This is a genomic window from Sinorhizobium sp. 8-89 (assembly GCF_030124325.1).
Lineage (GTDB): Bacteria > Pseudomonadota > Alphaproteobacteria > Rhizobiales > Rhizobiaceae > Sinorhizobium.
On record NZ_JASKLR010000003.1, the window covers coordinates 317,969 to 338,957 of the forward strand.

At 62.8% G+C, this 20,989-nt stretch carries 19 protein-coding genes and 1 riboswitch; of the genes, 12 read left to right on the forward strand and 7 right to left on the reverse strand.

Annotation, left to right across the window (positions count from 1 at the left end):
- The first annotated feature begins 2 nt into the window (after positions 1 to 2).
- Both QN219_RS08860 and QN219_RS08865 read left to right on the forward strand, forming a co-directional pair.
- Positions 3 to 836, forward strand: a complete 834-nt coding sequence (locus QN219_RS08860) for an ABC transporter permease (RefSeq protein WP_283999242.1) — start codon at positions 3 to 5, stop codon at positions 834 to 836.
- A 61-nt stretch (positions 837 to 897) separates the two neighbouring features.
- A complete protein-coding gene (locus QN219_RS08865) occupies positions 898 to 1,650 on the forward strand; it encodes an SDR family NAD(P)-dependent oxidoreductase (protein WP_283999243.1) in 753 nt (250 codons plus the stop codon).
- A gap of 38 nt (positions 1,651 to 1,688) precedes the next feature.
- Here QN219_RS08865 and QN219_RS08870 read toward each other — a convergent pair whose 3' ends face one another.
- On the reverse strand, positions 1,689 to 2,486 hold the full coding sequence (locus QN219_RS08870; RefSeq protein ID WP_283999244.1) for a DUF1194 domain-containing protein: 798 nt from the start codon (positions 2,484 to 2,486) through the stop codon (positions 1,689 to 1,691).
- Here QN219_RS08870 and QN219_RS08875 point away from each other — a divergent pair.
- The 3 genes from QN219_RS08875 to QN219_RS08885 all read left to right on the forward strand — a co-directional run bounded on the left by QN219_RS08875 (position 2,476) and on the right by QN219_RS08885 (position 5,036).
- A complete protein-coding gene (locus tag QN219_RS08875) occupies positions 2,476 to 2,688 on the forward strand; it encodes a hypothetical protein (RefSeq protein ID WP_283999245.1) in 213 nt (70 codons plus the stop codon). The genes QN219_RS08870 and QN219_RS08875 overlap by 11 nt on opposite strands.
- Before the next feature lie 169 nt (positions 2,689 to 2,857).
- Positions 2,858 to 4,171: a glucoamylase family protein gene (locus QN219_RS08880; RefSeq protein ID WP_283999246.1), complete on the forward strand. Its 1,314-nt coding sequence runs from the start codon at positions 2,858 to 2,860 to the stop codon at positions 4,169 to 4,171.
- A 40-nt stretch (positions 4,172 to 4,211) separates the two neighbouring features.
- Positions 4,212 to 5,036: an IucA/IucC family C-terminal-domain containing protein gene (locus tag QN219_RS08885; protein WP_283999247.1), complete on the forward strand. Its 825-nt coding sequence runs from the start codon at positions 4,212 to 4,214 to the stop codon at positions 5,034 to 5,036.
- Positions 5,037 to 5,127: 91 nt separating this feature from the next.
- Here QN219_RS08885 and QN219_RS08890 read toward each other — a convergent pair whose 3' ends face one another.
- The 3 genes from QN219_RS08890 to QN219_RS08900 form a co-directional block, all read right to left on the reverse strand.
- On the reverse strand, positions 5,128 to 5,913 hold the full coding sequence (locus QN219_RS08890) for a CbtA family protein (protein WP_283999248.1): 786 nt from the start codon (positions 5,911 to 5,913) through the stop codon (positions 5,128 to 5,130).
- Positions 5,914 to 6,131: 218 nt separating this feature from the next.
- Entirely contained in the window at positions 6,132 to 6,308 is a 177-nt protein-coding gene (locus QN219_RS08895; RefSeq protein WP_173509653.1) for a CbtB-domain containing protein, read from the reverse strand.
- Positions 6,309 to 6,350: 42 nt separating this feature from the next.
- Positions 6,351 to 6,655, reverse strand: a riboswitch (cobalamin riboswitch).
- A 40-nt stretch (positions 6,656 to 6,695) separates the two neighbouring features.
- On the reverse strand, positions 6,696 to 7,340 hold the full coding sequence (locus tag QN219_RS08900) for a TetR/AcrR family transcriptional regulator (protein ID WP_283999249.1): 645 nt from the start codon (positions 7,338 to 7,340) through the stop codon (positions 6,696 to 6,698).
- Between the two features lie 94 nt (positions 7,341 to 7,434).
- Between QN219_RS08900 and QN219_RS08905 the strand changes: the two genes are divergently transcribed.
- The gene (locus tag QN219_RS08905) at positions 7,435 to 7,914 is read left to right on the forward strand and encodes an anthrone oxygenase family protein (RefSeq protein ID WP_283999250.1); all 480 of its coding nucleotides are present in this window, start codon (positions 7,435 to 7,437) and stop codon (positions 7,912 to 7,914) included.
- 19 nt (positions 7,915 to 7,933) lie between these two features.
- On the opposite strand, the gene QN219_RS08910 is transcribed toward QN219_RS08905, so the two are convergent.
- Positions 7,934 to 8,725, reverse strand: coding sequence for a crotonase/enoyl-CoA hydratase family protein (locus QN219_RS08910; RefSeq protein ID WP_283999251.1), 792 nt, complete (start codon positions 8,723 to 8,725; stop codon positions 7,934 to 7,936).
- A gap of 79 nt (positions 8,726 to 8,804) precedes the next feature.
- Between QN219_RS08910 and QN219_RS08915 the strand changes: the two genes are divergently transcribed.
- Positions 8,805 to 9,383 (forward strand): TetR/AcrR family transcriptional regulator, encoded by a 579-nt coding sequence (locus QN219_RS08915; RefSeq protein WP_283999252.1) that lies wholly within the window; start codon positions 8,805 to 8,807, stop codon positions 9,381 to 9,383.
- Between the two features lie 59 nt (positions 9,384 to 9,442).
- On the opposite strand, the gene QN219_RS08920 is transcribed toward QN219_RS08915, so the two are convergent.
- Complete coding sequence (locus QN219_RS08920; RefSeq protein ID WP_283999253.1) at positions 9,443 to 10,726, reverse strand: cystathionine gamma-synthase family protein; 1,284 nt, start codon at positions 10,724 to 10,726, stop codon at positions 9,443 to 9,445.
- Positions 10,727 to 10,852: 126 nt separating this feature from the next.
- Between QN219_RS08920 and QN219_RS08925 the strand changes: the two genes are divergently transcribed.
- The gene (locus QN219_RS08925; RefSeq protein ID WP_283999254.1) at positions 10,853 to 11,311 is read left to right on the forward strand and encodes an Lrp/AsnC family transcriptional regulator; all 459 of its coding nucleotides are present in this window, start codon (positions 10,853 to 10,855) and stop codon (positions 11,309 to 11,311) included.
- A 218-nt stretch (positions 11,312 to 11,529) separates the two neighbouring features.
- Positions 11,530 to 13,212 (forward strand): alpha/beta-hydrolase family protein, encoded by a 1,683-nt coding sequence (locus tag QN219_RS08930; RefSeq protein WP_283999255.1) that lies wholly within the window; start codon positions 11,530 to 11,532, stop codon positions 13,210 to 13,212.
- A gap of 142 nt (positions 13,213 to 13,354) precedes the next feature.
- Here QN219_RS08930 and QN219_RS08935 read toward each other — a convergent pair whose 3' ends face one another.
- The gene (locus QN219_RS08935; RefSeq protein WP_283999256.1) at positions 13,355 to 14,206 is read right to left on the reverse strand and encodes a LysR family transcriptional regulator; all 852 of its coding nucleotides are present in this window, start codon (positions 14,204 to 14,206) and stop codon (positions 13,355 to 13,357) included.
- Positions 14,207 to 14,332: 126 nt separating this feature from the next.
- Here QN219_RS08935 and QN219_RS08940 point away from each other — a divergent pair, with 126 nt between their 5' ends.
- From QN219_RS08940 to QN219_RS08950, 3 genes are all read left to right on the forward strand, one after another.
- Positions 14,333 to 16,780 carry an FAD-dependent oxidoreductase gene (locus QN219_RS08940; protein ID WP_283999258.1) on the forward strand — a complete coding sequence of 816 codons (2,448 nt, stop codon included), beginning with the start codon at positions 14,333 to 14,335 and terminating at the stop codon, positions 16,778 to 16,780.
- Positions 16,777 to 19,224, forward strand: coding sequence for an FAD-dependent oxidoreductase (locus tag QN219_RS08945; RefSeq protein ID WP_283999259.1), 2,448 nt, complete (start codon positions 16,777 to 16,779; stop codon positions 19,222 to 19,224). Before QN219_RS08940 ends, QN219_RS08945 begins: the two co-directional genes overlap by 4 nt.
- Positions 19,225 to 19,398: 174 nt before the next feature.
- Positions 19,399 to 20,943, forward strand: coding sequence for a trimethylamine methyltransferase family protein (locus QN219_RS08950; RefSeq protein ID WP_283999260.1), 1,545 nt, complete (start codon positions 19,399 to 19,401; stop codon positions 20,941 to 20,943).
- The last annotated feature ends 46 nt before the right edge of the window (positions 20,944 to 20,989 follow it).

A 20,989-nucleotide genomic window follows, 5' to 3' on the forward strand; every position in this document is an offset into this window, starting at 1 on the left:
AGATGACGTCCGTTACCGAAGAACAAGAGATCCCAAGACAGCGCAAATCGGAATTCGCCATCTACGAGTTTCTGGTACGCCACGAGAACGCCTTGCTCGGGGGCTTCACCATGATCATGGCGCTCCTGCTCTGGGAGGCGGTCGTCCGCCTCGACCTGGTCAATCCGCTCTTCACCAGTTCGCCGAGCCGCATCATCGCAACAGGCTATGCTATGTTCGCCGACAGCAGCATCTATCCGCACCTTGCCATCAGCGGACTGGAACTGCTTGTCGGCTATGGACTGGCGATCGTCGTCGGCGTCCCGCTCGGCATTCTGATGGGCTGGTATCGTCGCTTCAACGCGGCACTCGATCCGATCATTTCGGCGCTCTACGCGACGCCGCGCATTGCGCTCCTGCCGCTGATCATGATCTGGTTCGGCATCGGTCTCGGCTCGAAGTTCGCGATCATCTTTCTGAGCTCCGTGTTCCCGATTCTCATCAACACGACCGCCGGCGTGCAGACCGTCGAGCGCGACTACATCAAGGTGGCCCGTTCCTTCGGTGCGAACGACCGGCAGATGTTCCTGACCGTCGCTTTCCCGGCGGCCGTTCCTTTCCTGCTGACGGGCCTGCGCCTCGGCCTTGGCCACGCGCTGATCGGCATCGTGGTGGGCGAGATGTACTCGGCACAGGCGGGTGTCGGCTATCTCATCTCCGTCGCCGGCGCCACCTTCCAGACCGACCGGGTCATGTTCGGCATCATTCTGATCGCGGCCGCCGGCGTCGATCTCACCAACATACTCAGGATGATCGAGCGCCGCTTCGACCGGTGGCGGCCGGACAACAAGCTCTAGTCTCGTGGCCGGCCCTCAGCGGCCGGCCGGATCACTCCACGCCAAAGAACGGTAGGACAGAATGAAACTGATCGATCAAGTGGCGGTCGTCACCGGCGCCGGCCGGAATATCGGCGAGGCAACGGTGAAGCTTCTGGCAAGGGAAGGCGCAAGCATCGCCGTGACCGACATCGACGCCGAGCGTGCCGGACGCGTCGCGGAGGAGATCCGCGCAGCAGGTGGCACGGCCGAGGTGTTCCTCGCCAACGTTGCCGACGAAGAAGGCGTCATTTCGCTCGTCAGAGGCGTGGCCGACCGCTTCGGCAAGGTGGATATCCTCGTCAACAATGTCGCCATCAGTGACAACAAGCACATTCTGGACGTCACGAAGGAGGAATGGGACCGGGTGATCGCGGTGACGCTGACCGGCACATTTCTCATGAGCAAATATTTCTCCCAGCAGATGGTGGCGCAGGGCCATGGCGGTAACATCGTCAATGTCGGCTCGACCTCGGGCTTCTACGGCCGTCCGCGTGCCGTTGCCTACACGGCGGCCAAGGCGGGTGTCACCAATCTCTCGCGCTCTCTGGCGATCCAGCTCGCCAAGCACAAGATCCGGGTCAACTGCGTGGTGCCGAACAAGATCGGCTCGCCGGTCGGCAAGGATACCTTCGATCCGACCCGACCCGTCTTGAACCTGCGTGACCGGCCCGGTGTTCCGGACGATCTCGCCCGCGCCATCCTCTTCCTGGTCTCCGCCGATTCCGACTTCATCGACGGCACGACCCTTTTCGTCGACGGCGGCGTCTCCGCGCTCATGCCTGGCAGCGAATGAAGGAAGCAGTGTTGTCAATTCAGTGACCGCGACACTGTCTATCGGTCGAGCTCCGGATAGATCCGGTCGAGAAATCCCGGTCGGAGCTTCTCGCCGATCAGGCAATCGGTGCCGGGCGCAGTTGTTGCGGCCAGATGAAGAGCGGGCGGTGGAGTGAGCCCGCTCACTTCGAGGATCAGCTTCTGGCGGATCGCGATCGCGAAATCCTCCGGTTCATGCACCGGCAGCACGAAGGATCCGGGTCCGCCGATGACGCATTCCGAATAATACTGGTCGAGCGGTCCGGTCGAGACCGACGGGCGGATGAGGATCGCAAGCCCGTTGATGATGATGCCGCGGCCAACCGCCCCATCGCGGGCGGGCGTCACCGGCGGGCCGGTATTGTTCGGGCCGTCACCGGAAATATCGATGACCCGGCGTGCGCCGGAAAAGGCGTTGGAATCGATCAGGCTCGTGCCGAACAGGATGGCGTTGGAAATCGACGTGCCGCGGCGCGTGCCGATCGGGCGGGCCTCGACCTTGGCCGCGAAAGCCTCGGCGTCGCCTGCATCGTCGATCACTTGCCAGGTGACCACCGACTGCTCGTTCACAAGTCCCGCCCACTCGAAGTAGCCGATCGCGATACGCCCGAGCAGGCCGCCCTTGACCGCGTTGATGAAGTCCGGATGCCGCAGCGCCTGCAGATAGCCGGACCGCTGCACCCGAGCCTCTTCCATGTCCATCGATCCGGACATGTCGACGGCCAGTACCAGTTCCACATCGACGTCCGCCGGCATGGCGGCCGATTGAATCGGACTCCCACTGAGGGCCAGGATCAATGCCAACGTGCTCAACATCGCATCAACCTATTGCGTGGTCACTTCGTGGCTGAATGCGGAGAAATATAAGGTGGTCTGCCCGCACCCTGCACTTCAAAAAATTGATCACATCAGTGATGCTTGGATTGCATCACGCCAAAATCAAGGCATCTGGGAGAATGTAGCACAGGATTGCGGCTGTGCGACCGTTGCGAACGATCCGCTCTACAATATTCGGTGATCGCCGATGTCTTTGCCTGCAGGTGGAGCCGAACATCGCCCGATTTTGCCCTTGAACGGGTATTATCCGCGGGTGCATGTAAGGGGCGTTGAGCGTTAGATATCGCTGACGCAGTCGGCGCGAACGCGTTGAGCGATCCCGCGAGAAAGCGCGTCAGACGGAACTTGGGATGCTTCAATTCACCTTGGACACGGACAATACGCGGATCGACCGGCTGCAACGCGCTGGCTTTGGCTATTTTCTTCGATATTCCGATGCCAGGACGGGTCTCGTCGCGGACACGTCCCGCGCAGGATCGCCGTCAAGCATCGCCGCGACAGGCTTCGGCCTCGCCTGTTACCCTGTCGCGGTTGAACGCGGCTGGATGGGCCGCGCTGAGGCCGCCCGTCGCGTGCTGACGGTCTTGCGTTTTCTTGCGCCCAGCAGGCAGGCAAGCGATACACGCGCCACCGGCTATCGCGGCCTCTACTATCATTTCCTGGATATGCGCACCGGCGAGCGCACCTGGAGCAGCGAGCTTTCGACCATCGACAGCGCTCTGTTTTTTGCCGGCATGCTGACGGCAGCCGCCTATTTCTCGGAGCGCGGGCGGGACGAGGTGGAGATCCGCAGCCTTTCCGAACGGCTTTTCGAGCGAGCGGACTGGGCATGGGCACTCAATCGCGGCGACACGCTGACGATGGGGTGGCGTCCGCCCGGTCGTTTCCTGCGGTACCGCTGGCGCGGATATAGCGAAGCGCTGTTGCTCTATGTGTTGGCGCTCGCCGCACCGCGCCACGCAATCGCGGCCGAGAACTACGACGCTTTCACCGCTGCTCATGAATGGCTACCGATCGATGGCGGCCGGCATCTTCACGCGGGTGCGCTCTTCATCCACCTCTTTCCCCATGCATGGATCGATTTCCGCGCCCTTCGCGATGCCGAGATGGGCAAGACCGGGAGCGATTATTTTGAGAACACCCGTCGGGCGATCGCGCTCCAGCGGGCGCATGCAGAGGAAAACCCCGGCGCCTTCGCCGGCTATTGCCGCGATCTCTGGGGCTTCAGCGCCTGCCACGCGCCGAAGGGTCGGTTGCGACTTCGTGACGGCCGTTGGCAGCGCATGCTCGGCTACGCGGCGCGCGGCGCGCCCTTCGGAGCCGACGACGGGACGCTCGTTCCCTGGGCGCCGGTCGCTTGCCTGCCCTTCGAACCGGAGGCAGGCCTTGGTGGCATCAGTCATCTGCTTTCCCGTTATCCGGCGCTGCTCAGCGAAGACCGCCTTCCCGGCGGCTTCAATCCAAGCCTGCCGGGCGCGGGGGCCGAGGGTTGGGTGGACGACAGGGTCGTGGGACTTGACCAGGGCCTGTCCGTCATGATGATCGAGAACTGGAGAAGCGGATTGCTCTGGGATATCACACGCAGCATCCCGGCCTTCGGCCGCGGACTGCGCCGGGCCGGCTTCGAGGGTGGCTGGCTGTCGGCGGGTGGCCCGCGAATCTGATCGCGACGGAGACGGGATGGAGAATGCGCGGAAGCGGGAGATGGGAGACACCGCCGGCGAGGGGAAGGCGAGGGCCGCCATCGCCTGGCTCGAGGCCGCGTTTCCCGAGGTTGCCTGCTCGCTAACGCCGGACGAGGACATGCGGCTGCCGTCGGCGTTCTGGGCCGAGGGATCGCCCAATGTGGAGACCTGTCTCGCTTATCAGGAGCGCTTCGCCGCCGGCATGGACAACAAGGTGCGGGCGGCGCATCTCATCGCCCTCTATAGTCATCAACTCAGCCTTGCGGCGGCAGCCATCTATCTCTGCGGCAGTCTCATTCCGGACGTGAAGCATTTGCGCTTCGAGCATTATGCGCGTCCGCTCGAGGCGGGTGTCGTCGAGGCTGGGCGTTTTCGTTTTTGTATGACACTGAAGGAAGTCGCCGGCTGCGTGCCCGACGATCCCGACGAGCTTTTTCACGATCTCTTTGTCGCTCATCTGAAGCCGATCATCGCACTCTTGAAGTGGCGCTGCGGCCTGTCGGCGCGCGCGCAATGGCGGCTTGCTGCCGACAGCATGGCAGGTGCCTTTCTCGAAGTCGGACGACGGCGCGGAATGGAGGCGGAGGCGATCGCGCAGGCGCTGGCGATCGTCAAGCGCGTCGGGTCCCCGCTCAGCTCCGAGGCGCTTTGCTACGAGAAGATCGAAGCGGCCGTGGGCGAGAAAGGCTTTACGCGGACCTACAGGATGCGCGGCGGGTGCTGTCTCTACTATCGCACCGACGGCGGCAGCTATTGCGACAGCTGCGTGCTGTTGGAGCCCGAGACTCGGCGCGAGCGGCTGCGCGCGCATCTGCTCGATACTGCTCGCGACCGAATGGGCTGAGTTTTTCGGCCCTCATCGCCCGCCGCTCTCCAACGCCCCCCGAAGGTGGGGGCGTTGGAATTTTCGGGCGGTGCCTTGATCCCCGTCTCCGCTAATGCGCCTTGACGAAACGGTCGTTGATGAAGCCGGAAACCACCCCGAGCACGAGCCAGAAGGCAAGCGTGGTCGCAAGCGCGGCGACGGCGAACTCCGCACCGAGGACGGCGGGCACGTTGCTGGAAATGTCGAGCGGTTGCGGCGCGCCATAGATCTGCGGTGCGGCGATGAGCGCCAGACCCGCGATCTTGGCGACCAGTTCGCGGCGCAGCGCCAGCAGATAGAGGGCTACTGCCGAAAGCAGCACGGTTGCGGCCCACCAGACCTGCCGGTCGCCGAGTTCGGCCGCCGGGAAGCCCGGCAGTTCGGGTGGAAGGCCGATCGCTGGCAGCAAGTGGACGGCCAGCCAGCCGAAGGCGCCCCAGAAGGCGCCGTTCGCGAGCGTGATCGGATAACCGATCACAAGGCTGACGCCGGCAAGCAGCAGCGAAAAACCGGCGCCGGTCACGAGATTGGCGAGAAGAGTGCCGGAGAAGCGGCTCATGCCGAACATGATGCCGCCTTCCTCATGCTCGCCCTCATGTTCATGTGCATGGGCCGGTGTGACTGGCGAGAACGTGGAAAGCAGCGCACCGAGCGCCGAAGTCCCGTTCAGCCATGAATGCTGGTCGTGACCGGCGACGGGCTCCTGCGTTGCCGGATGATCCGCCGACGGCGCTTCGCCCTCGTATTTCTCGGCGTGCAGGATCAGCGGCACGACGCGCATTTCCTGCGCGGCGGTCATGAAGACGCCGGCGATCAGTCCGGCCACGATCGCGGCCAGAAGTGTCTTGACGATCATTGTCGATATTCCTCAATCGGGCGCGCGGCCACTCCGAAGCGCAGCGCGTCATTCAGCATCCGCGAACGCCGTGCAGACGCCACAGCCGGCGCCATTTCCGGTTTCCGTGGATGCAAAATGCCAGCGGAGCACGCTGGGGCGCATGCCAAACGGCAACTGCGCCCGCGTGCTATACGCCGGACGAACGATGGAACGCCATGCGCGTTCCATGGCATCGATCAGTGGCAGGGGAAGCCATAGGAATGGCGGGTGTCGTGCGCCGTGTCGTGCAGAACGGCCGAATTCGCGAGGCCTGCACCGAAGACAAGGAAAGCGCCGATCAACAGGGCAGAGATGCCCGCGACCAGACGATCGTTAAGGGAAAGTGGAATGCTCGAAACTGTAGACGTAGCCATAACAACCTCCGTGATGGCGTTGGGACGTTTCCCGGGTTGGGCACAATGCCCGCATCAACTGGCAGGTTTCCTGGCTCACGGCGTCAGGTGCCAAGATCCTTGCGCGTTCATCTGAACACACGGTGTTCTAGTCACCAGGGATTTGCCTCGCCTTCCCAGGATCGAACCGCCCTCTCGCGGTCCTTCCCAGTGGCTTCTTCCGGATCGCTCCGGAACGGCAAATTCACGCCGCTCTACAGTCGCGGGGTCGGCCGTGATTGAGATGCCCAGTTTGGGTCCATCCGTCACGTTCCCGTTTACTCCCGAAAGGCGTTCGCTTTCCGGGAACCAATCGATCTCAGATGATTAGGATCGGTTGCCGGCGATGTCAATTGAGCTTGCGGCTTCTCAAGTGGCATCTGCGACAAATTCCCGAAGGATCATGTGCTCGTAGGCCTTGACGATGCGATCGCCTTCGGGTCTGTCGACCGAGACCGCGAGCCTCATCGTGCATTCCCCGAGATGCATGATGAGAAAGGCGGCGTTCTCGATTCTCTCGCGCGGCGTTTCCGGAGCGACCCTCGCCCAGGTGTCAGCGAGCAATTTTCCGTTCGCCCGGCTTTCCACGAGTTCGATTTTGCGCAGGGTTCTGTCCGCCTGCATCGCCGACCAGATGTCGCGCATCACCGGCTCGGCGAGAAACATGTCGTAATACGTGTCGAAGAGTGCCGAAAAGGCGCTGCGCAATTCGGCGAGCGTGGTGACTTTGGCGAATTCGCTCGCGATGCAGTTTCGGCTGGCGGCATTGTAGCGTTCGGCAAGGGTGCGCACGATCGCCGCCTTCTCGGGAAAATATTGATAGAGCGAGCCGATGGAGATGCCGGCCATCTCCGCGAGCTCGCTCATGCGCATGGCGTCGCTTCCCCTTCTCTCGATCAGCCTGATGGCACAGGAGAGAATGTGCTCGACACGCGCACGGCTACGCTTCTGGCTCGGCTTGCGGCGAAGGGTTGGTTCCTCTTCGGTCGGTCTGGTCGCCGGATTTGATTTCATGAGTAGTCCTCACATTTGCTTGACACTCAAAATACGAGGGTTTATCACATTTGCAAATGTGAGGACTGCTCATATTTTCTAAAAGGATGATGTGATGGCTGCTCTAATTCCCGCATTGGCTTTTGCCGCCGTCGTCGGTTCCGGCCTCATGGCCGGCCTGTTCTTCATCTTCTCCGTCTGCATCATGCAGGCCTTGTCGCGGTTGCCGCCCGAACAAGGCATCGCCGCAATGAATGCCATCAACGTGGTGATCCAGAATCCGCTGTTTCTCAGCGCCTTCATGGGAACGGCGCTCCTCGGGCTGATCCTCATTGCCGCGGCCTTCTTTTCGGGCGGGCAGGGCAGCTGGCTGCTTGCGGCCGGCGGGCTTGCCTATGTCGTCGGCACGCTGCTTGTGACGATCGTCTTCAATGTGCCGTTGAATGACTCGCTTGCGGCCGCGGCCCCCGGACCGGCAGCCAACGAGCTCTGGCAGAAACGGTACCTGACCGATTGGGTCTGGTGGAACCACGTGCGGACATTCGCGTCGATCGGAGCGCTGGCGCTCTTCGCACTTGGCTTCGCCCGCAGCTAGGCGCGATTTAAGCGTCTGTTCAGCGTCCGGCGTAGTGCGGCTCGCGCCGTTCCTTCCAAGCCGCGAGTGCCTCACCGAGATCATGGCTCGGCACCATGCGCGCGAACTGTTCGCTCTCGTTCAGCAGGCCTTCTCCGATCGTCATGTTGAGGCCCCGGGTGACAGCAGTGATGATCGCGGCGGTCGCAAGGGGCGAGTGGCGCATGATGCGGGCAGCCAATTCGCGGGCGGCTGTGATGAGGTCGCCATGCGGCACGATCTTGTTGACGAGCCCCATATCGAGCGCCTGGCTCGCGGGAAAGTCGTCTCCAGTCAGCAGCAGTTCGAGCGTGCGCTTGCGACCGGCGAGGCGCGGCAGGCGCTGAGTGCCCCCGAAGGTCGGCGGCATGGCCAGCCTGATCTCGGGCTTGGCAAAGCGTGCTTGCTCGCTGGCTATGGCGAGATGCACGGCTTCGGTGATTTCGCAGCCGCCGCCATAGGCAAGGCCGTTGACGGCGGCAATGATCGGTTTCGGAAAGGCTTCGAGACGGGCGGTAAGCCTTTGTCCCCGCCGCACGAAATCACGGACGGCCGCGTTTACACCTTTCGCTACGCTTCTGGAAAACTCAGGAATGTCTCCGCCGGCTGAAAAGGCCCGCTCGCCGGCGCCGGTGAGAATGACCGTCTGGACCGTGTCGTCGACTTCGATCAGGTCGAGCAGGACAAGCAGCCGGTCTATCAGTTCATAATTCAACGCGTTCAGCTTTTCCGGCCGGTTGAAGGTGAGCAGCGCGACGCCTTCGGAGACGTCGAAAAGCACTGTGTCGGACATGGCGATCTCCCGTGGTGTTGACGGAAGCAGGCTAGGGGAGCGATAAGCGACTGTATATTCACTAGTCGGTATACATAGCATGACGGGTACCTCCTCCACTCGCGACCGCATCGTCTCCGCGGCAGCCAAGCTCTTCTATGCGGAAGGCATCCGCGCCGTCAGCGTCGACGCCGTAGCGGCGGCCGCCGGCGTTACGAAACGCACGCTCTACTATCATTTCGACAGCAAGGACGATCTGATCGCCGCCTATCTTGATGGCCGCGACCAGCCGAACCTCAAGCTCTTTCAGAAATGGTTTGCCGACACCGAGGGTGACGTGGCAGCCAAGATCGAAGGTATCTTTCGCAATCTGGCGCGCGCCGCCCGACACCCGAAATGGAAGGGCTGCGGCTTTTTGCGCACGTCCGTCGAGCTCGCCAGCATGCCCGGCCATCCGGCAATCCGCGTCGGTGCCGCCCACAAGAAGAGGTTCGAGGCCTGGCTGCAGCAGGTGTTTGAAGCGGAAAGGGTCGAACAGCCTCTGATGCTGGCGCGGCAGGTGCTGCTGCTCCTCGACGGCAGTTTTGCCGTGGTGCTGCTTCACCGCGACCCGACCTATATGGAAACCGCGGGCGCGGCGGCGGCCTTGCTGGTGAAGAGCGCGCTAGTGGGGCGGTGATCGCGTGCCGTGTTTTGTGAGGGGCCCCGGGAGCATGATGGCACGGGCCCCGTAACGCGTCAGGCAACCGTGAGCGCGTTTGCGAGATCGGCCACGAGATCGTCCGGATGCTCGATGCCGATCGACAGGCGGATCGTCGATTCGAGCACGCCGATCCGGCGGCGCACCTCGATCGGCACGCCCGAATGCGTCATCGCGGCCGGGTGGCTCGCAAGCGATTCCGTGCCGCCGAGGCTGACGGCCAGCTTGAAGATCTGCAGCGCGTTGAGGAAACGGAAGGCGGCATCCTGACCGCCGGCGATGTCGAAGGAGAAGGTCGAACCGGCGCCGGTCGACTGGGCGGCAAAGGTGCGCCCGACCGGCGAGACCCCGTCGTGGAAGGGCAGATAATGGATCCGCTCGACCTTCGGATGGTCGCGCAGGAACTCGGCGGCGATGCGGGCATTGTCGTTCGCCTTATGCATACGGACCGACAGTGTTTCCAGCGAGCGGCCGAGCATCCAGCAGGAGTGCGGATCAAGCTGCGTGCCGATCGCGCCGCGCAGCGCCTTGATCTGCTTTATGATTGCCTTCGAGCCAAGCACTGCGCCGGCAATGAGGTCCGAGTGGCCGCCGACATATTTGGTCAGCGAATAAAGGGAAACGTCGGCGCCATGGTCGATCGGGTGCTGGAAGACCGGACCAAGCAGCGTGTTGTCGCAGACAAGGATGGGCCGGTGCCCCTGTCTCTCGCCGATCATGTCGGCAACGCGGCGGATCATGGCGATATCGACGAGGCTGTTGGTCGGGTTGGCGGGGGTCTCGATGAGAATGACGGCGACGCGCCCGTTTTTCATCGCCTCCTCGGCTGCAAGATTGACAGCCACTTCGTCGACGCCATCGGCGAAACCGACCGCCGAGACGTTGAGATTGAGGAAGGTCCTGGCGAGCAGCGTTTCGGTGCCGCCGTAAAGCGGCTGCGAGTGCAGGATGGCGTCACCCGGGCGCACGAAGGCGAGCAGGGTCGTTGCGATTGCCGCCATCCCGGAGGAAAAGACGGCGCCGCTTTCCGCGCGCTCGAAAACGGCCAGCCGGTCCTCGACGATTTCGCTATTCGGATGGTTGAAGCGGGAATAGACGAGCCCCGCACCGACACCCGCAGGCGGTTCGCGTCGGCCCGAAACGAAATCGAAGAAATCGCGGCCTTCCTCGGCGGAGCGGAAAACGAAAGTGGACGTTAGGAAGACCGGCGGCTTGACCGCGCCCTCCGAGAGCTCCGGATCGTAACCATAGTTCAGCATGAGGGTTTCAGGATGCAGCTTGTGGTTGCCGATGTGGGTCTTGGAAGGATGCGGCGCGGTCATGGCTTTTCTCCTCGAACGAAACGGACTCGACTAACCGCTAAATTATATCAGACGCTTGGACGGGTCCTTGCTATTTGCGATCACTTCGCTTTGATAAGCGCAAATAATTGCCGGAAACGAAGAGATATGACGCAGAAAATTGCCGATGAAATGGATCGACGGATTTTGAAGGAATTGCTGGCCGACGCAAGGATCACCAACAACGAGCTCGCCGATCGGGTGGGGCTCTCGGCCTCGCCCTGCCTCAGGCGCCTGCGGCGACTGGAGGAAAGCGGTGTCATCCGCGGCTATACCGCGCTCGTCGATCCGGCGATCGAAGGCTGGACGATGACGGCGATTGCGACCGTCCGGCTGAGCCGCCAGCACGAAGACGAGATCGTGATGTTCGAAGACGCGATCCGCGGCTGGGACGAAGTGCTCGAATGCCATCTTGTCACCGGCTCGCGCGATTATGTGCTGAAAGTCATGAGTGCCGGGCTCGAACAGTATGAGCGCTTCATCAAGGAAAAGATCGCCCGGCTGAAATGCGTCGCCTCGATCGAGACGAGTTTTGTGATGAACACGATCAAGGAGCGACGAATTTAGGCTGCATCGCGCTGGCCGCAACAATTGACTGCAAGAGAGTGCGAGGCGACATTGCTCCCTGCGCGTCGCTCGCGCCGGACATTCCGGTGATAGTGCCTCTACTGCATGTTTCCTTAAATCGTATTCGATTTAAGGAAGAAAACATGCAGCGATTCAAAGTGTTACAGCGACCTTTGTGCGTCTGAAAAGACGCACGGCGCTGTAGAGTGGAGGGTCGCATGGAACACCTTCAACGGACGGACATGTCGCGGCCGCGGCTCTCAAGCAATCCTGCAAGCTTCTGGGATTCGTTTTCTGCGACCGGGCTGCTCGTCGGCGTGCTGTTCTTCGCCGTTTCGCTGACGCCGAGCCTCATTCCGCGGCCCTACCTGATCCAGGGAGCGATATCCGGCTTCTCGCTCGCGGCCGGTTATGCAATCGGCGTCTTCCTGCGCTGGCTCTGGTCCTTCTTCGAACTTCCGGACGCGTCTCCGCGGCGCCAACGCACGCTGAAGATCGTGGCGGGGCTCGTCTGCGGCGCGGCAGTCGCTGTGTTCCTGTGGCAGACCGCGGGATGGCAGAACACCGTCCGGAACATCATGGGGCTCACGCCGATCGAAACGGCGGAACCCTTGAAGCTCGGTCTCATTGCGGCGTCGATCTTCGTCGTGCTCGTCTTTCTGGCGCGGCTGTTCCGGCTGACATTCCATTTTCTCTCGCGCATGCTGGAGCGCCTTGTGACCCGCCCCATCGCGAGGGCGATCGGCGGGCTTGCAGCCATTGCACTTTTCTGGTCCGTGGCCGATGGCTTGATCTTCAAGTTCGCGTTGCGTGCCGCCGACAGTTCGTTCCAGACGCTCGATGCCTATATCGACGCCGAGATCCCACCACCATCGGATCCGGTCAAGACGGGCAGCGCCGCATCGCTGGTCAATTGGGATGAGCTTGGGCGGCAGGGCCGTCAGTTTATTGCCTCCGGCCCGACGGCTGCCGAAATCGGTGCCCTCTTCGGCGGTCAGGCGAAGGCCCCGGTAAGGGTCTATGTGGGGCTGAATTCTGCTGAGACCGCGAGAGAGCGGGCGAAGCTCGCCCTCGAAGAGCTGAAACGCGCCGGCGGCTTCGAGCGCAAGTCGCTGCTCGTCGTCGTCCCGACCGGCACCGGCTGGATCGATCCGGCGGCACTCGATCCGGTCGAATATCTGCTGCACGGCGATGTCGCGAGCGTCGCGGTGCAATATTCCTATCTCACGAGCTGGTTGTCGCTGCTGGTCGAGCCGGGCTACGGGGCCGAGGCCGCCAATGCGCTCTTCGATGAAGTCTACAGCTACTGGACGACGCTGCCCAAGGACCGGCGCCCGAAGCTCTATCTCCACGGCTTGAGTCTTGGTGCGATGAACTCGCAGGGCTCGGTCGATCTCTTCGACGTCATAAGCGATCCTTTTCAGGGCGCGCTCTGGAGCGGGCCGCCCTTTCCAAGCGGGATGTGGCAATCGGTAACCGCGGACCGCGATCCTGCCTCCCCGGCATGGCTGCCGCGCTACCGGGACAGTTCGGTCATCCGCTTCACGAGCCAGGAGAATGCGCTCGATATTGAAGGCGCGCGCTGGGGCGCGATGCGGATCGTCTACCTGCAATATGCGAGCGATCCCGTGACCTTCTTCGATCCCCATGCCTTCTATCGCGAGCCGCAATGGATGAAAGCGCCGCGGGGGCCCGATGTCTCGCCAGCGCTAAGCTGGTTTCCCGTCGTTACCGGGCTGCAGCTTCTTGCCGACATGGCCTTGGCGACGACGTCGCCGATCGGTTACGGCCATGTCTATGCGCCGGAGCACTATATCGATGCCTGGATGGCGGTGGTCGATCCGCCGGCGGTTACGCCCGCGGACGTCACCCGGCTGAAGGCGCAGTTTGGGGCGCAGTGAGTGGAGTGTGTGCGGTTTGCGCCCTTCATCCCGCTGCCGCGACCTTCTCCCCGCACGCGGGGAGAAGGGACAATGCCGCGCCCTCCAGTCCCCTCTGCGGGGAGAGGGCTAGGGTGAGGGGCAATTCCGCCAAGCTGCGCCGCTATAATGCAGACAGCAGCCCCTCCATCGCGCCGATGATCTTGCGGTGCTGATGCGCATGGCGGGTGCGGAGGCTGGTCGCCGCGTAAACGGCCTGCGGGATGACGGGCGCGTCGGCGACCGTTTCGACGACGCCATCTTCGGAGAGTCGTTCGGCGGTGGCCTTCGTCACATAGGCGGCCCCACCGAGTGCGCGAAGCAGGCCCGTGATCGCCATGTTCTGCCCCGCGGAGAGCGAAGCGGCCGAGAGATGCGGCAGAGCCAGCCGATGGGCACGGTCGAAAGCCGGCGAATAGCTGGAGCGGATATACCTTTCGGGATTGACGGAGGCCATGTCGCGGGCCTCGGTGCTGACCAGCAGGTAATGCAGTTCGCCGATCCGTTCATAGTGGAGATCAGGGAGGTAGTGGGGCGTATAGAGAATCGCCAGGTCAAGCTCCCCGGCCGCGAGATCGCGGTTCATCTGGTTGGAATAGTCCGCCTCCATGTAGATCTCGGTCTGAGGCAACTCGCGACGGACGGCGGCGAGCCAGTCACCGGCAAAGGTCTCGGCCAGATCGTGCTGGATACCCAGCCGCATCGAACGCTCGAAAGCACCGGCGCTAGCGACGGCTCGCGTCGCTTCATGCCATTGATTTTGAAGCGCTTTCGCGTAATCCAGAAAGCGCAGGCCCGATGCGGTCGGGACTGTGCCGCCCTTGCTGCGGGTGAAGAGCTTGCGGCTGAACTGCGCCTCCAGCGCCTTCACACGATGAGAAACGGTCGACTGGGTGATGTTCAACCGCTCAGCCGTGCGGTTGAAGCTCCGCGTTTCCATCAGGTCCAGAAACGTCTCGATCAGTTCAACTTGCATCTTTGCGACGCGCCGCCTCCAAAACGCGGGAAGACTAATCGAAATCCTCGATCAATAAAACCTCGTTTCGCTGCTTGATGGTCTTTCGCTCGTCGTCAAATATCCCCTCAAAAGAGGGAACTACGCATGTCGAATTTGCCGTCTCACGCGCGCGTCGTGATCATCGGCGGGGGAGCGGTTGGCGCTTCCTCGCTCTATCATCTTGCCAAGGCCGGCTGGACCGACTGCGTGCTTCTGGAAAAGAACGAACTGACCGCAGGCTCGACCTGGCACGCGGCCGGCAATGTGCCGACCTTCTCCTCGTCCTGGTCGATCATGAACATGCAGCGCTATTCGGCCTCGCTCTATCGCGATCTGGGGGCGCTGGTCGACTACCCGATGAACTATCACGTCACCGGATCGATCCGCCTCGGTCATTCGAAGGAGCGGCTGCTGGAGTTCAAGCGCGTCGTCGGCATGGGGCGCTACCAGGGCATGGATCTCGACATCCTGACGCCGGCCGAGATGCGCGGCCGCTATCCCTTCCTGGAAACCCACGAGCTGACAGGCGCGCTCTACGACCCCTATGACGGCGATATCGACCCGGCGCAACTCACCCAGGCGCTCGCCAAAGGCGCGCGCGACTTGGGCGCGAAGATCATCCGCTTCTGTCCGGTAACGGGAGCGCGCCGCGAAAATGACGAATGGGTGATCTCCACGCCGCAGGGCGAAATCCGCTGTGAATATGTCGTCAACGCCGCCGGCTACTACGCTCGCGAAGTCGGCAAGATGTTCGGCCGCGACGTGCCGATGATGGTGATGAGCCATCAATATATTCTCTTCGATGAAATCCCCGAACTCGCCGCCTGGTCGAAGGAGGCGGGGCACAAGCTGCCGCTGCTGCGCGATGTCGATTCCTCCTATTATCTCCGGCAGGAGAAATACGGCATGAATCTCGGGCCCTACGAGAAGAATTGCCGCGCTCATTGGGTAACGCCTGATGATCCGATGCCGGAGGACTTCTCCTTCCAGCTCTTCCCCGACGATCTGGAAAGATTGGAATGGTATCTGAACGACGCGGTCGAGCGCGTACCGATCCTCGGCACCGCCGGTCTTTCGCGCGTGATCAACGGGCCGATCCCCTACGCGCCGGACGGCAATCCGCTGATCGGGCCGATGCCCGGCGTGCCGAACGCCTTCGAAGCCTGCGTCTTCACCTTCGGCATCTGCCAGGCCGGCGGCGCCGGCAAGGTGCTCGCCGAATGGGTGACCGAAGGCCAGACGGAATGGGACATGTGGTCCTGCGATCCACGCCGCTACACCGACTACACCGACCAGGACTATTGCATCGCCAAGGGCATGGAAATCTACGGCCACGAATATGCGATGCATTTTCCGAAACACTACTGGCCGGCAGGCCGCGGCAAGAAGCTCTCGCGGATCCACGACCGTATCGCTGCGCTCGGCGCCCAGTTCAAGCCCTATAACGGCTGGGAGCGTGCCATGTGGTACGCGAAACCCGGCGATGACACGTCCGAGCAAGCGACGCAGACCTGGGGTCGCGAAGGGCCGTGGGCAAGACGCATCGAGGAGGAATGCCTGGCGGTCCGCGATGCCGCCGGCATTCTCGACCTGCCGGGCTTCTCGCGCTTTCGCATCAAGGGCGAGGGGGCGCGGGAGTGGCTGACAGGGCTCATCACGGGTCGTGTGCCGAAGCCTGGACGTATCGGCCTTGCCTATTTCGCCGACGACAAGGGCCGCATCGTCACCGAAATGTCGGTGATAGCGATCGAGGAGGATTTCTTTTTCCTGATTACCGCGGCGACGGCGCAATGGCATGATTTCGAATGGCTGCAGAAGCACCGCCCGGCGGACGCGGCCTTCACACTTGACGACGTGACCGCGAATTTCTCCTGCCAGATCCTCACCGGGCCGAAATCGCGCGACATCTTGGCGGAAGTTTCGGACGCCGACCTTTCGAAAGGCTGGCTCACGCATCAGACTGCACAAATCGCCGGGCGTTACTGCCAGCTCGTTCGGGTATCATTCGCCGGCGAACTCGGATGGGAAATCCACACTAAGGTGGACGACACGGCGGCGATCTTCGACACGGTCTGGGCGGCCGGCCAGAAACACGGCCTCAAACCTTTCGGCATGGAGGCGCTCGACAGTCTGCGGATCGAGAAGGGATACCGTGCCTGGAAGGGCGACCTGTCGACCGACTACACGATCCTGCAGGGCGGGCTGGAGCGCTTCGTGGATTGGTCGAAGCCGGCCTTCAAGGGCAAGGCGGCGCTGGAGCGCGAGAAGCAACAGGGTGTCAGCAAGCGCTTCGTCACCCTGACGGTCGAGGCCGGCGAATGCGACGCGCCCTACATGTCGACGCTCTGGTCGAACGGCGAGGTTGTCGGCGAGACGACCTCCGGAAACTGGGGCTATCGCGTCGGAAAGTCGATCGCGCTCGGGATGCTGCGCGCGGATCTCGCCGTACCGGGTCAGGCAATCGAGGTCGAGATTTTCGGTGACCGCTTCAAAGCGATCGTTCAGCCGGACCAGCCGCTCTGGGATTCCTCGAATGAAAGATTGAGAGCATGACGAAGCCCATTCCTGCAAAGGCCCGTGCGGTCATCATCGGCGGCGGCGTCTCCGGCTGCTCGGTCGCCTATCACCTGTCGAAACTCGGCTGGACGGACGTGGTGCTGCTCGAGCGCAAGCAACTGACGTCTGGCACGACCTGGCATGCGGCCGGGTTGATTGGCCAGCTCCGCGCCTCGCAGAACATGACGCGGCTCGCGAAATATTCGGCCGACCTCTATGTCAAGCTCGAGGCCGAAACTGGCATCGCCACCGGCATGCGCCAGAACGGGTCGATCACTGTCGCGCTGACGGAGGAGCGCAAGGAAGAGATCTACCGCCAGGCCTCGCTCGCCCGCGCCTTCAACGTCGATGTCCGCGAAATTACGCCGGACGAGGTGAAGGCGATGTATCCGCATCTCAACACCTCCGACGTCAAGGCGGCGGTGCATCTGCCGCTGGACGGCCAGTGCGACCCCGCCAATATCGCCATGGCGCTTGCCAAAGGCGCACGCCAGAACGGTGCGAGCATCATCGAGGGTGTGAAAGTCACCTCCGTTCTCAAGAAAGACGGCCGCGTGATCGGCGTCACTTGCGAGCAGAACGGCGAGAGCTTCACGATCGAGACGGAGAATGTGGTCAACTGCGCCGGCATGTGGGGCAGGGAGTTCGCGCGCCAGTCGGGCGTCACCGTGCCGCTGCACGCCTGCGAGCATTTCTACATCGTCACCGAGGCGATCCCGGGCCTCACCCGTCTGCCGGTGCTGCGCGTGCCGGACGAGTGCACCTATTACAAGGAAGATGCGGGCAAGATGCTGGTCGGCGCTTTCGAGCTCAAGGCCAAGCCCTGGGGCATGGACGGCATCCGCGAGGACTTCTGCTTCGATCAGTTGCCGGAGGACTTCGACCACTTCGCGCCGATCCTCGAAATGGCGGTCAACCGCATGCCGATGCTGGAAACAGCGGGCATCCACACTTTTTTCAACGGACCGGAAAGCTTTACGCCGGACGACCGCTACTATCTCGGTGAGGCGCCGGAGGTGAAAGGTTATTGGGTTGCCGCCGGCTACAATTCGATCGGCATCGTTTCCTCCGGCGGCGCCGGCATGGCGCTGGCGCAATGGATGAACGATGGCGAGCCGCCCTTCGATCTCTGGGAGGTCGATATCCGCCGGGCGCAGCCGTTCCAGAAGAACCGCAGCTATCTCAAGGAACGCGTGTCGGAGACGCTCGGCCTGCTCTATGCCGATCACTTTCCCTATCGCCAGATGGCGACGGCGCGCGGCATCCGCCGCTCGCCGCTGCATGAACATCTGAAGGCCCGCGGCGCCGTCTTCGGAGAAGTGGCGGGTTGGGAGCGTGCCAACTGGTTCGCCAACGACGGACAGGAACGCGAATACCGCCATTCATGGAAGCGTCAGAACTGGTTCGAGAACCAGAGGGCGGAGCATCTCTCTGTTCGCAATGGCGTCGGTCTCTTCGACATGACGTCCTTCGGCAAGATTCGCGTCGAGGGCCGCGATGCGCTTTCGTTCCTGCAGCGGCTCTGTGCCAATGAGATGAATGTCGAGCCGGGCCGAATCGTCTACACCCAGATGCTGAACGCGCGCGGCGGCATCGAGAGTGACCTGACCGTGACGCGACTTTCGGAAACCGCCTTCTTCCTGGTGGTGCCCGGCGCGACGCTGCAGCGCGATCTCGCCTGGCTGCGCAAGCATGTTCGCGACGAGTTCGTGGTGATCACCGATGTGACCGCCGCCGAAAGCGTGCTTTGCGTGATGGGACCGAGGGCGCGCGAGCTGATGCAGAAGGTGAGCCCCAACGCCTTCTCCAACCAGGCGCATCCTTTCGCTACGGCGCGCGAAATCGAGATCGGCATGGGCCTCGCCCGCGCCCACCGCGTGACCTATGTCGGCGAGCTCGGCTGGGAACTCTACGTCTCGACCGACCAGGCGGCGCATGTGTTCGAGGCGCTGGAAGCGGCAGGCGGGGATGTCGGCCTCAAACTTTGCGGCTTGCATACGCTCGACAGTTGCCGGATCGAGAAGGCGTTCCGCCATTTCGGGCACGACATAACCGACGAGGATCATGTGCTCGAAGCCGGGCTCGGCTTCGCAGTGAAGCAGGACAAGGATGATTTCATCGGCCGCGAGGCGGTCCTTGCCAAAGAGAACAAGGGGCTGTTGCGCCGCCTGGTGCAGTTCCGGCTTGCCGACCCGGAGCCGCTGCTCTTCCACAACGAAGCGATTGTCCGCGACGGCGAGATCGTCGGCACGATCACGTCGGGCAATTACGGCCATTATCTCGGCGGCGCCATCGGCCTTGGCTATGTGCCCTGCCGGGGCGAGAGCGTCGCGGATGTGCTGGCGTCGAGCTACGAGATCGAGATTGCCGGAACGCGGGTCAAGGCCGAGGCTTCGCTGAAGCCGATGTATGACCCGAAGGCGGAGCGGGTGCGGGCATAGGGGTGGTCCGCCCGGCTTTCGGACAAATCACGCAATGCCCCTCTTCCCGCTGCCGCGATCTCCTCCCCGCATACGGGGAGAAGGGCCTGCCGCGCCGGCTCGTCCCCTCTCGCCGCGCGCGGGGAGAGGGTCAGGGTGAGGGCAAAGAGCTATAGCGCCATTGGGAGATGAATGATGGCTGAGGAATGCGCAGTTGCGGTTTCTAGGAGATCCGGCGGACGAGCGGCGCGTGTGGCGCTTCGGTCCGCGCCGCTTGCGGAAAACATCCGGCCGGTGCGCCCCGGTCTTCCCGGCGGTCAGTACAAGCCTCTGAGCGAGGCGAATGTCCGGCGCATCCATGAAGCGGCGCTCGATGCGCTGGAGCAGATCGGGCTTGCCAATGCGCCGAAGTCCGGCGTCGAGATCATGACTGGTGCCGGCGCCGTCCTCGGCGATGACGGCCGTCTTCGCTTCCCCCGCGCGCTGGTCGAGGACATGCTCGCCATTGCCGCCCGCGATATCACGCTTCATGCCCGCGATCCGAAGCAGGATCTGGAGCTCAGCGGTACGCGCGTCTACTACGGCACCGCCGGTGCGGCGGTTCACGTTGTCGATGTCGAGAAGCGGGAATACCGAGAGTCGACCGCGAAGGACCTGCTGAACGCGGCGCAACTCGTTCACCACCTGGACAATGTCCATTTCTTCCAGCGGGCGATGGTCTGCCGCGACGTTCCCGACAACTTCCTGATGGACATCAATACGCTCTATGCCTGCTGCGCCGGAACGACGAAACATGTCGGCACCAGCTTTTCCGATCCGTCGCATGTCGAGGGCTGTTTCGACCTGATCCATATGATCGCCGGCGGCGAGGAAAACTGGCGGGCGCGGCCTTTCGTTTCCAATTCCAACTGCTTCGTCGTGCCGCCGATGAAATTCGCGGAGGAAAGCTGCATCACCATGGAAGCCTGCATCAGAGGCGGCATGCCGGTGCTGCTGCTTTCGGCAGGGCAGGCGGGGGCGACTGCGCCGGCGCCGCTTGCGACCGCGATCGTGCAGGCGGTCGCCGAATGCCTGGCGGGTGTCGTCTACGTCAATGCCATGTCGCCCGGCCATCCGGCGATCTTCGGCACCTGGCCCTTCGTTTCGGACTTGAGGACCGGCGCGATGTCGGGTGGTTCCGGTGAGCAGGCGCTGCTGACGGCGGGCTGCGCGCAGATGCACCAGTTCTATCGCCTGCCAGGCGGGGCCGCCGCCGGCATCGCTGACGCGAAGCTGCCGGACATGCAGGCCGGCTGGGAGCAGGCGATCTCCAACGTCATGGCGGGACTTTCCGGCCTCAACATGGTCTACGAGGCCCTCGGCATGCATGCCTCGCTCCTCGGCTTCTGCCTGGAATCGTTGGTACTCGGCGACGACATGCTCGGGCAGGTGCAGCGCTGCATCCGCGGCATCGATGTGACCGAGGATTCGGTTTCGCTCGAAACCATGCGCTCCGTCTGCCTCGACGGTCCCGGCCACTATCTCGGTCACCCGCAGACGCTCGGGCTGATGCAGACCGAATATATCTATCCCGCGGTTGCCGATCGCACGAGCCCGAAGGAGTGGGTCGAGATCGGCCGTCCGGACCTCGTCGCCCGCGCGATCGAGAGAAAGAATCGCATTCTATCGGAAGCGGCACCTTCGGTGATCGCGCCTGACATCGACCGGGCGATCCGCGAAAAATTCCGGATCTATTGCTGACGACACCGATGCAGCGCGATCCGCTTTTCGAGTGCAAGGCGGAACC